This is a genomic window from Hymenobacter sp. CRA2, from assembly GCF_002007105.1.
GTDB lineage: Bacteria > Bacteroidota > Bacteroidia > Cytophagales > Hymenobacteraceae > Solirubrum.
Window position 1 is genome coordinate 256,568 of sequence record NZ_MVBC01000009.1, and the last position, 7,913, is coordinate 264,480.

General features: G+C 53.3%; 8 protein-coding genes. 4 read left to right on the top strand and 4 right to left on the bottom strand.

Features of this window, described 5'->3' with window-relative positions:
* Positions 1–37 precede the first annotated feature (37 nt).
* Genes B0919_RS15825 through B0919_RS15835 form a run of 4 tightly spaced genes read right to left on the bottom strand, consistent with a single transcriptional unit; the run spans position 38 to position 5,030 of the window.
* Entirely contained in the window at positions 38–1,561 is a 1,524-nt protein-coding gene (locus B0919_RS15825; RefSeq protein ID WP_078013246.1) for a phage/plasmid primase, P4 family, read from the bottom strand.
* A gap of 3 nt (positions 1,562–1,564) precedes the next feature.
* A complete protein-coding gene (locus B0919_RS25730; RefSeq protein WP_078013247.1) occupies positions 1,565–1,888 on the bottom strand; it encodes a helix-turn-helix domain-containing protein in 324 nt (107 codons plus the stop codon).
* A 43-nt stretch (positions 1,889–1,931) separates the two neighbouring features.
* Positions 1,932–3,665 carry a hypothetical protein gene (locus B0919_RS24820; RefSeq protein ID WP_139362172.1) on the bottom strand — a complete coding sequence of 578 codons (1,734 nt, stop codon included), beginning with the start codon at positions 3,663–3,665 and terminating at the stop codon, positions 1,932–1,934.
* Positions 3,666–3,671: 6 nt separating this feature from the next.
* Entirely contained in the window at positions 3,672–5,030 is a 1,359-nt protein-coding gene (locus B0919_RS15835; protein ID WP_078013248.1) for a site-specific integrase, read from the bottom strand.
* A gap of 384 nt (positions 5,031–5,414) precedes the next feature.
* Here B0919_RS15835 and B0919_RS15840 point away from each other — a divergent pair, with 384 nt between their 5' ends.
* The 4 genes from B0919_RS15840 (at position 5,415) to cas6e (ending at position 7,326) form a co-directional block, all read left to right on the top strand.
* Complete coding sequence (locus B0919_RS15840; protein ID WP_176133075.1) at positions 5,415–6,035, top strand: type I-E CRISPR-associated protein Cse1/CasA; 621 nt, start codon at positions 5,415–5,417, stop codon at positions 6,033–6,035.
* Between the two features lie 119 nt (positions 6,036–6,154).
* Complete coding sequence (locus tag B0919_RS15845; RefSeq protein ID WP_078013250.1) at positions 6,155–6,409, top strand: hypothetical protein; 255 nt, start codon at positions 6,155–6,157, stop codon at positions 6,407–6,409.
* A 65-nt stretch (positions 6,410–6,474) separates the two neighbouring features.
* Complete coding sequence (locus B0919_RS25330) at positions 6,475–6,639, top strand: hypothetical protein (protein WP_176133076.1); 165 nt, start codon at positions 6,475–6,477, stop codon at positions 6,637–6,639.
* A 57-nt stretch (positions 6,640–6,696) separates the two neighbouring features.
* Positions 6,697–7,326, top strand: a complete 630-nt coding sequence (gene cas6e, locus B0919_RS15850; RefSeq protein WP_078013251.1) for a type I-E CRISPR-associated protein Cas6/Cse3/CasE — start codon at positions 6,697–6,699, stop codon at positions 7,324–7,326.
* Positions 7,327–7,913: the final 587 nt, after the last annotated feature.

The window sequence follows — 7,913 nt, forward strand, 5'->3', positions numbered from 1 at the left end:
TGCAGATAGTGTTGGTAGTGCAACTCCGGGAAAAACTTTAAAAACCGAGTTTCACCAAGCAGTGCACATGACCGATGTGCTTGCGCATTCCCTGAATCCCATAGCTCTCTAGGCGCTTCACAAACTTTCGGCTGTTGACAGGCTGATTACCTTCCTCTAAACAATAGGCCCTATACTCGGCGTAAAGGTCCTTTCGAGCAATGAATGCGGAGCTACTAGCCTCGTAGCTATTATCGTCAAGAAATGAGCGTACGCTATCTGCTTGCCGTCTGTACTCTTCAATCTGCTGGTTAACAGCTGCTGAATCCGAAAACCTAGCTTGCTTCAACAGGCGCTTAAGACCTGCTAGTACCCAGTTGAATACTCCGGACAGCTCAGAACTGATGATTTTAGCTGCGAGACTTTTATCCTGCTCAGCTTCAGGGATAGTAACCTTGAAGGGTACGATGAGGAATCGCCGAAAGTAGGCATGCGAATGCTCTACGTCCGCAGGTAGTTCATTGCAGTTGAAGATGAGCTTCGCGTAATCTGTTAAGGTGAAGGGCTGACCGTATGGAAAGCGTGCCTCAACCGGCTCACCAGACACAAGCTGTTTGAACACGTTGGCATCAGACTTACCACTTATCTCACTGGCGTAGTTCACCAGTTTGTTTGCTAGGTGAGGCCGAGCATAAGAGGGGTCGATGGTGAGACTTTGCAGAGAGTTATGGCTGATGTTCTCCGGCCCTAGCAAAGCCGAAACCACCTCAAAAAAAACAGACTTGCCGTTTGCGCCTGTTCCGTACAGAAGAAGCGCCTTCTCTAGCTTGAGCTTGGAATGCGGAATGAACAGATACCCCAGGTACTCCGCCAAGATTCTCTGACAATCCTGATCAGGCAGGACCCTATCCAGAAAACCTTGAAATAGGGGAGCAGATGCCTCTGGATTGAATTCAAATGGCAACTGATGAGTCAAAAAGTCAGCTGGTGCGAAGCCATCCAAGCATTGAGACTCGGCAGTAATGTGAAAAGTGCCGTTCAGCAAGTTGATCTTTACTGAATCGCGGCTTTTCTCAGGAGCAGGCAGGTAAGCACTACTTAAGAACTGCTTATGTAGCTGAGCGCCAAAATCTACATACCGAGCATCGTACTTGTCCACGCCAAGCTTCTCCGCGGCGGCTTGTAAGAACGCTCTCAGATCATCCTCAAGCAACGGCTTCCAATAGGCGCCGTTGTAAGCGTACACAAACCCAGCGCTACGTCGCAATCCCCAATGATTTTGCTTCGCAACGGTACAAACTTCTTCAACCACCGTGACGATGTAATGCTTCTGCTTTAGCTTTTCTGCATCGTTGTCGAGGCCAACAGTCTTACGGAAATCTATGGGCTGCACCTTTTGCAACAGCTCCCCCAGCACGCTAGAATGTAATACGAGATTAGAAGCTTTGCCATGAGCAGCGGCGTCTTTACCGATGTGTTGCTTGAGGTCAGCAATGGTTACCTGAGCAGAAGAAACGCTTGCGTGGAAGTGCGCTTCTACATCTGTGCTTTTATCGGCAGAAGGTGGGATGTCAGTGACCATGGCCTAAGAAATCCTACGCTTAGGCTTGGGCTGAAAACCCATCGCATTTTTGACATTACTTTCAATACGCTTGCCTTCATTCACCCACTTCAACAACTCAGCACGGTTGAAGTATAGCTTATTGCCACGCTTACTGTGGGGGATCTGGCGGCTCGACACCAGCGTATAGATGCGTGCTTTGCTCAAGCGAGTAACTTCTTGAGCAAGTTCTACTCCACCTACCTCATCCGCAGGTTTAGTCACCCCACGCACATGTTGCAGGGTTTCCAGGGCCAATGCCTCAAGATTGTTGAGCCGGGCATTGATCGACTCGAAAGGGTTTACCATAGTTGCTGTCGTTTGTTGTACGCCAGCAAATGTGGGCTGATGACTAGGCTAGGGACCGGTCTCTATCGGTCCCTTTTTTTACTTGCAATGTGCGGAGCTCATCTTGCGCTCGACCTAGTTGGTTCCCTTGAAGTAGTGGAATGACAGCTTGAATATTTTCTATCATGTTAGATAGTTGTTGATCTGATATATTCAATCTATCTATAGGTTTTACAAGTGCGATATAGTTCTTGTACAGTTTCTCCCCGCTTTTGTATCCATATTCATTTGCGATATTATTAGCCACACGCCCTTTAGTGATTGATATGCCTTTATATATCGACACTAGAGCAATTTGCTTTAGACTAAGCTTCTGCCCTTGAGAGCTTGAAACTTTACGAGGGAGAATATCTCTACCGTCCTCGACTACTTGGTTGATATATGCTAGTGCTTGGCTGGCCCAGGGTATACGAGCAAGCATTGTATGCACAAGCTTATCGCAGAAGTTGTCGGCCAGGGTAGAGGTGGTCTGTATTTTTACCCCCTCATGCTCCACTATCTTAAATGACGGCAGAAGGCTTCGCAAGCGGGTTAGAGAGTAATTATTTCGCTCATAATCAAGCAGTTCAACAACTTTATTAGTTGACCAATTTATAATACATTCTAAACGATGCCGCACAGAATTCAATTCAATACTTGTTTTAGGCAGCTCATTTTTGAACCGGGCAACCAGCATCTGAAACCGAGCATCAACTTCATTCTGAGTATGCTCGCCTGCTATTGTAACTCGGGACGTCGGCCTGCCAGCACCATCCCAATCAGGCACTAACAGTATTCGTTCTAATGCATCCAAAAGCTGTAGAGACGCTGTACTTAGGCGCATATCCACCCACTGTCGCATGTGCCTTGAACCTGTACGCGCATGGTGCAGCATCTGCTGACGTAATTCACTTCGCATGTCCGCCGATAATGCGCTGTTGTGCCTTCGGAACAACCAACTTTCTACATCAGCCATAGCAAGAAGTGGATCTACCGCGTCCAACAATCTTAACAATCCTGCTAGAAATGCTTTTTTGTTGGGAGCATTATCAAAGGCTTGTTCATAATCGAGCGGAGCAAGCCAAGGCCTTGAATACGGGTAATTGCGCCACGTCAAACGAGACAGTTCTTGCGCCCACTCTTCCAGTCCATGAGATTCAGTGGGTAAGTGCTCAGATGGCAACTCACCGAACCCTGGAGCATACATGCGCAAATCTCGGATAACTCGCACCTGAACAGGCCCCATCTCTTCTAACTGCTGTGGCACTGCACTTGGAACGCCTCCACGTCGGGCATACAGTGCGTTCAACCTTTCCCAAGCCTTCTCTATCGAAGCCGCAGCCAGCACCGTTTGGTATACTCGCCAATCAGCCGACTCAAACGAGATAGATTCAGGTATATCATTCGAGAGTAAAATCCTCATATGGTATACCCTAGCATCCTCCAACGCTTCAGCGGAAACGTTTACCTCACGAGGTTGCATCAACACCTTGATTATCGAGTCTTCTATATCCCGGTTGTCTCTCGGCATAAAAGACGAATACTCACGAAGTCCGGCTATTAAATCCTCCAAATGAAGCTTTTGACGTGCTTCAGACAACTTCAACAAGTTGCCTTCTACTTCTTCAATAAAGCTATGATAAGCAGTATTTAGCTGTGATTGCAAAGCCCTTGCGTGACCATACGCGTTTATAGTAGAGCCAGATAAAAGCTCCTCCAGAACAGCACGATAGGCTTGAAATTTAGATACTCGCAGCATAAGCAATTAGAGCAAAGTTTCAAAGGCTGCGTCCATAGTATCCGAAGCAAAACTGTCTAGATATACAGCTGTCGTTCGCTCATCTTGGTGCCCTAAGGCTTCGCTTATAACTGCATTGGATACTCCGCTCCGCTTAAGACTTGTAGCGAAAGAGTGGCGTGCCACATAGGTTGTCAACGGCGTAGCAATGCCAGCCTGTCCAGCCAACTCCTTCAAATCAGCGTTGACTTGCCCTAACACCTTGTGAAGACGGTTTTTCACTTGTGCGGGCGAAACATGTTTAGCGGCATCCAGAATCGGAAAGAGGTAACTATTTGGGCTGGCGTGAGTCAGGGCGCGATACTGCTCCACAATGGCCTCAGCCGGAGCCAGCAACTTAACCGAAAATTTCCCGCCAGTCTTTTGCCGCACGTAGCTAAGCCGTAACCCACCATCGGCGGGCGTCAGGTTGTGCCACCGTAACTGGGCCAAGTCCACGAAATTGATGCCGCCACAGTAGAAGGAAAAGGCAAACACGGCCTTGGCTAGTTGATGGCGCTCGGTACTTACGGGCAAGTTTTCCAACCGACGAATGTCGTCGCGTGAAATGGCGCGCTTGGCCGTGCTCACGTCGAACTTGCCTACTTGAAACTTGTGCTTCTCCGCCGCAGTACGCGCAAACGGGTACCCCTCTCCTTTCGCCACCCCCGCCGCAATAGCTTTGTTAAGCACAGCGCGCAGCGTACGGAAGCGTAGCGAAAGAGTGATTTCTTCTACGCCCGAACTCCGCAGGACTTCCTCCCATTTCTGACAGAAAGCTACCGTGACTTGGTCGAATGGAATATCGTGCAGCTGTACCCAAGCCGCACGCTCCTGCTCCAAACCTTTGCCAAGCGGCGGGTCACCTATGCCGGCCTGCGAAGCGAGGTGTTTTGCCAACTGATTGCCAAGGTCTCGGTATACAGTGGAGTTACCCACCTGACCGGCAGCGACCATTCCAGCGGCCAGCTCCTCGATGTACGCCAGTAGCCTGATGCGGCGGTAGGCCTTGCGACCTTCCACGGCTTTCTTGGCAACAGAAGGGGCATCATGTTGCTCGTCCGCCAAGCTTAGGTTCTTAGCGGCTTCGTTGTACTTCTGCTCCCACTCTTCCAGCTTTGTTATCAGGTCTTCCCGGTCCGGCTCCGGAAAGCTGCGCCGGACTTCCTTCTTCTTGGGGTTCCAGTATTTGGGATGCAGGCTCAGACCGGTAGCAATGTACTTCAGCTTCCGGTCCTTCGTGATGCGAACCATGAATGGATGGGAGCCGTCCGCCAGGGTTTTAGAGGTGAAGTAAACGGCCTTAACGGAGGCTTTGCCTTCCTTGTGTTCAGTAGTTCTGCTCATCGTGTTTAAACCAGCGCCGGTTTAAACGTTGGTTTAAACAAGTATAGTAAATAACGAGGAACGGTGATAAAGCACGATAAACTAAATCTGCCAAAATGAGCTAAAAACGCACTTTTAACAAGTCGCAACAACCAGTAAATATCACTATCACACAGCTTCCCAAGCTGAGGGTCGCGAGTTCGAGCCTCGTTTCCCGCTCATTTATAATCAGCCACTTAGACGAGAGTCTGGGTGGCTGATTTGTTTTGGTGCCCACGGTGGTGCCTACACCCCTCTCATGCCGTCGCTATATGGAGAATGAGACTCGGGTTTCTGATTGTGGCTAGAAGCCGTTGGAAAGAGCTGTGTGCTGGGCCAGGTCGAGCAACCACGCTCAGCTTTCCGATGCCCAGGCTGCCCCACGCCTGCATCGCACCTGCATCTACTCGACTACCCGCCAATGATACTGAGCGCTACCCACTCGCGTTCGAGCTTCAGGGTCCACTGCAGCATAGCAGTGTAGAAGTATGGGGCACCTCTTCTCACGATAAGCCGACCTGGGAAGCACCGGCTCCACTGACGGCCGATAGACGACAGGTTGGCGGTATCCGGGAGCTGTTCACCTTTCAGAGCCGCCGCCTAGCCCTGGTAGGTGACGAGCAGGGTCAGGTGCTGGGCGTGCGCTACAACAAAGGTTCGAAAGTGGAGGAGCTGCTCCACGACCCGCACCTGGCCTACCGCGCCGGCGAGGAGGGCGTATTTCCACTGCGCCTGCAGGCCGACCGCGCCCTCTGGCGCGACAGCAGCACCTACCTGCTGCACCGCGGCAACGGCAGTGGGGGCCACGCGCCCCATACGCTGGAGTGGCTGTCGTCGCCTTCTACCTTGCGCCTACTCGGCACCAGCCGCGACACTGCCTACGCCGTGGATGTTTTCGGGTTGGTAAACGACCAGGCCAAGATGGAGCTCTGGCGCCAAGAACGGGCCACTATTTACCCTTCCATCCTCGAAGACCCCGACCGATAGAAAACCCTGCGCGAGCTGCTCAACGGTGAGCAAGCCGACTAGGACGACGCGGCCAAGCGCGCCGGGCGCCTGCGCGAAGCTCCTTCGCCACCCGCGCCCGCCTGCATAAGCCCTGGGGCGTGCGGCTGGGCGACGTGGAGCGGGACAAGCGCGACGCCCGGGTGCAGATGCTCGACGCCGATTCGCGCTATTGGCTGGCCTTGGGCGAGCTGTTCGACACCTTCCTGGCCCGCACTGCCAGCGCACCATTGGAAGACCTGGCACAGGTACGAACCCATTGGCAGCAGGCTAGCCGCCAGGCCGCCGAACGGGCCCTGCACCGCGCACTAACCTCGCTGGCCACCGACGCCCGCACCCGGCAGGCGCTGGCCTAAGTCGATGCCGTGCTGCGCTACGGCACGCTCTACCCCAAATCCGTCAAACCTCTACCCGTTTCCGCATGAGCAAGCTAACCCTTGAGCAGGCCAGCGAATTCGCTGCCTTCCTCTATCGGCAGGCCGGGCCTACGCGCCGCGCCAATCTGGCCGAGCTACGGCGCGCCGCCGCCAACCCCGCGTACGACCTGCGCGACCTGCGCATCCTGGGCGGGCAGATGACCAGGTAGCCGAGGCCCAGCGCCTCGTGGCCGGTTTGTTCGCTTTGTACGCGGCCAAGTTCTGGGATGCCAGCCGCCACCTGCGACTGCCCCGATTTGCCGACGAGGCCAAACGCCGGTCGGTGGGTGCGTCCATGCGCCGGTTGCGCGGGCAACTGGGCACCGGCCAGGACAGCCTGGACCTGCGCTTCACCGCCCTGCTCGACAGTTCTGGTACAGTCCGCCACCGCACCCGATTGGGCCCGACTGCCCGCCGGCTACCTGCACCAGACAGCCCAATGCAAGCCATTAAGCCTGGCGCCAACTCACGGTCAGATTCTAGGCTTCCGGCTGGTGGCCAACCCCACGAAGAAAGTTGCACGCCCGGACCACCGCCAGGGCAGCCGGGTGGCCCTGCTGGATGTGGGCAGAGCAGAAGACGGCACCCCGGCTCAGCAGTGGCTGCACCGCAAAGCGACCCGTAGCGGCTTCGAGGTGCTGCACGTATTCTCGGAAGGCTTCCCGCTCAGTAGCGCCCGTGCCTCGCACCAGCAGAAAGGCCAATTGCCGCTGTATGGGGCACGCTTCGACGGCTTGCTGCGCGTGACAGATCCGGCTTTACTAAACAATGCCCTGAACCAGGGTATTGGTTCGGCCAAGGCCTTCGTGTTTAGGCTGTTATCATTGGCCCGCCCAAACGACACTACATCCATATAGCTATTTATGCAGCCCTTTAGCTGAAGCTGAAGTAAGCATACACATAGTTAGGACAATGACTAAAAAATCCGCTATTCCGCGTAAATTTCCAATCTACTCCCCACGCCCGTAGGGATGAACCGACCAAAAAGAGGCCCAGGACAAGGCATCCGCCCTACTCCCCACGCCCGTAGGGATGAACCGGCCGGGCACCTCGTCACAGGTATTCATAAGGCTCCCGTTTTCGAGCCCAGCCTCACGTCACGCGAAAGCGACCTAGAAACGCCATGTTCCTGGGTAACTTTTTAAATTCTGCTTTTGGACACTTAAAAGCCCCGCAAACTGAAAATTCTCCCCTTGTCTGCGGTTACCCTGTGAGGATTGTTTTATATATCAATTTGCATTGTCAGTCGCTGAGCCCCTTCTGAGTCCGCAACAAGCTAGGGTCAACGCATTGAGTTGGGGTTACGCAGTCTGGTCTTATAGCGGATTCATGAACGATGTACATGATAACCACAATGGTTGAACCAGGCTTTGGCATCCTTGCTGGAAATCCACTCAACCGCGGTTTGGATAGCCGCCTCCAGTGCTTCACGGGTACGGGCCTG

Coding starts and splice junctions, on each gene's coding strand:
- B0919_RS15825 (WP_078013246.1), bottom strand. CDS start 1,561: ATGGTCACTGACATCCCACCTTCTGCCGATAAAAGCACAGATGTAGAA.
- B0919_RS25730 (WP_078013247.1), bottom strand. CDS start 1,888: ATGGTAAACCCTTTCGAGTCGATCAATGCCCGGCTCAACAATCTTGAG.
- B0919_RS24820 (WP_139362172.1), bottom strand. CDS start 3,665: ATGCTGCGAGTATCTAAATTTCAAGCCTATCGTGCTGTTCTGGAGGAG.
- B0919_RS15835 (WP_078013248.1), bottom strand. CDS start 5,030: ATGAGCAGAACTACTGAACACAAGGAAGGCAAAGCCTCCGTTAAGGCC.
- B0919_RS15840 (WP_176133075.1), top strand. CDS start 5,415: ATGCCCAGGCTGCCCCACGCCTGCATCGCACCTGCATCTACTCGACTA.
- B0919_RS25330 (WP_176133076.1), top strand. CDS start 6,475: ATGAGCAAGCTAACCCTTGAGCAGGCCAGCGAATTCGCTGCCTTCCTC.
- cas6e (WP_078013251.1), top strand. CDS start 6,697: ATGCCAGCCGCCACCTGCGACTGCCCCGATTTGCCGACGAGGCCAAAC.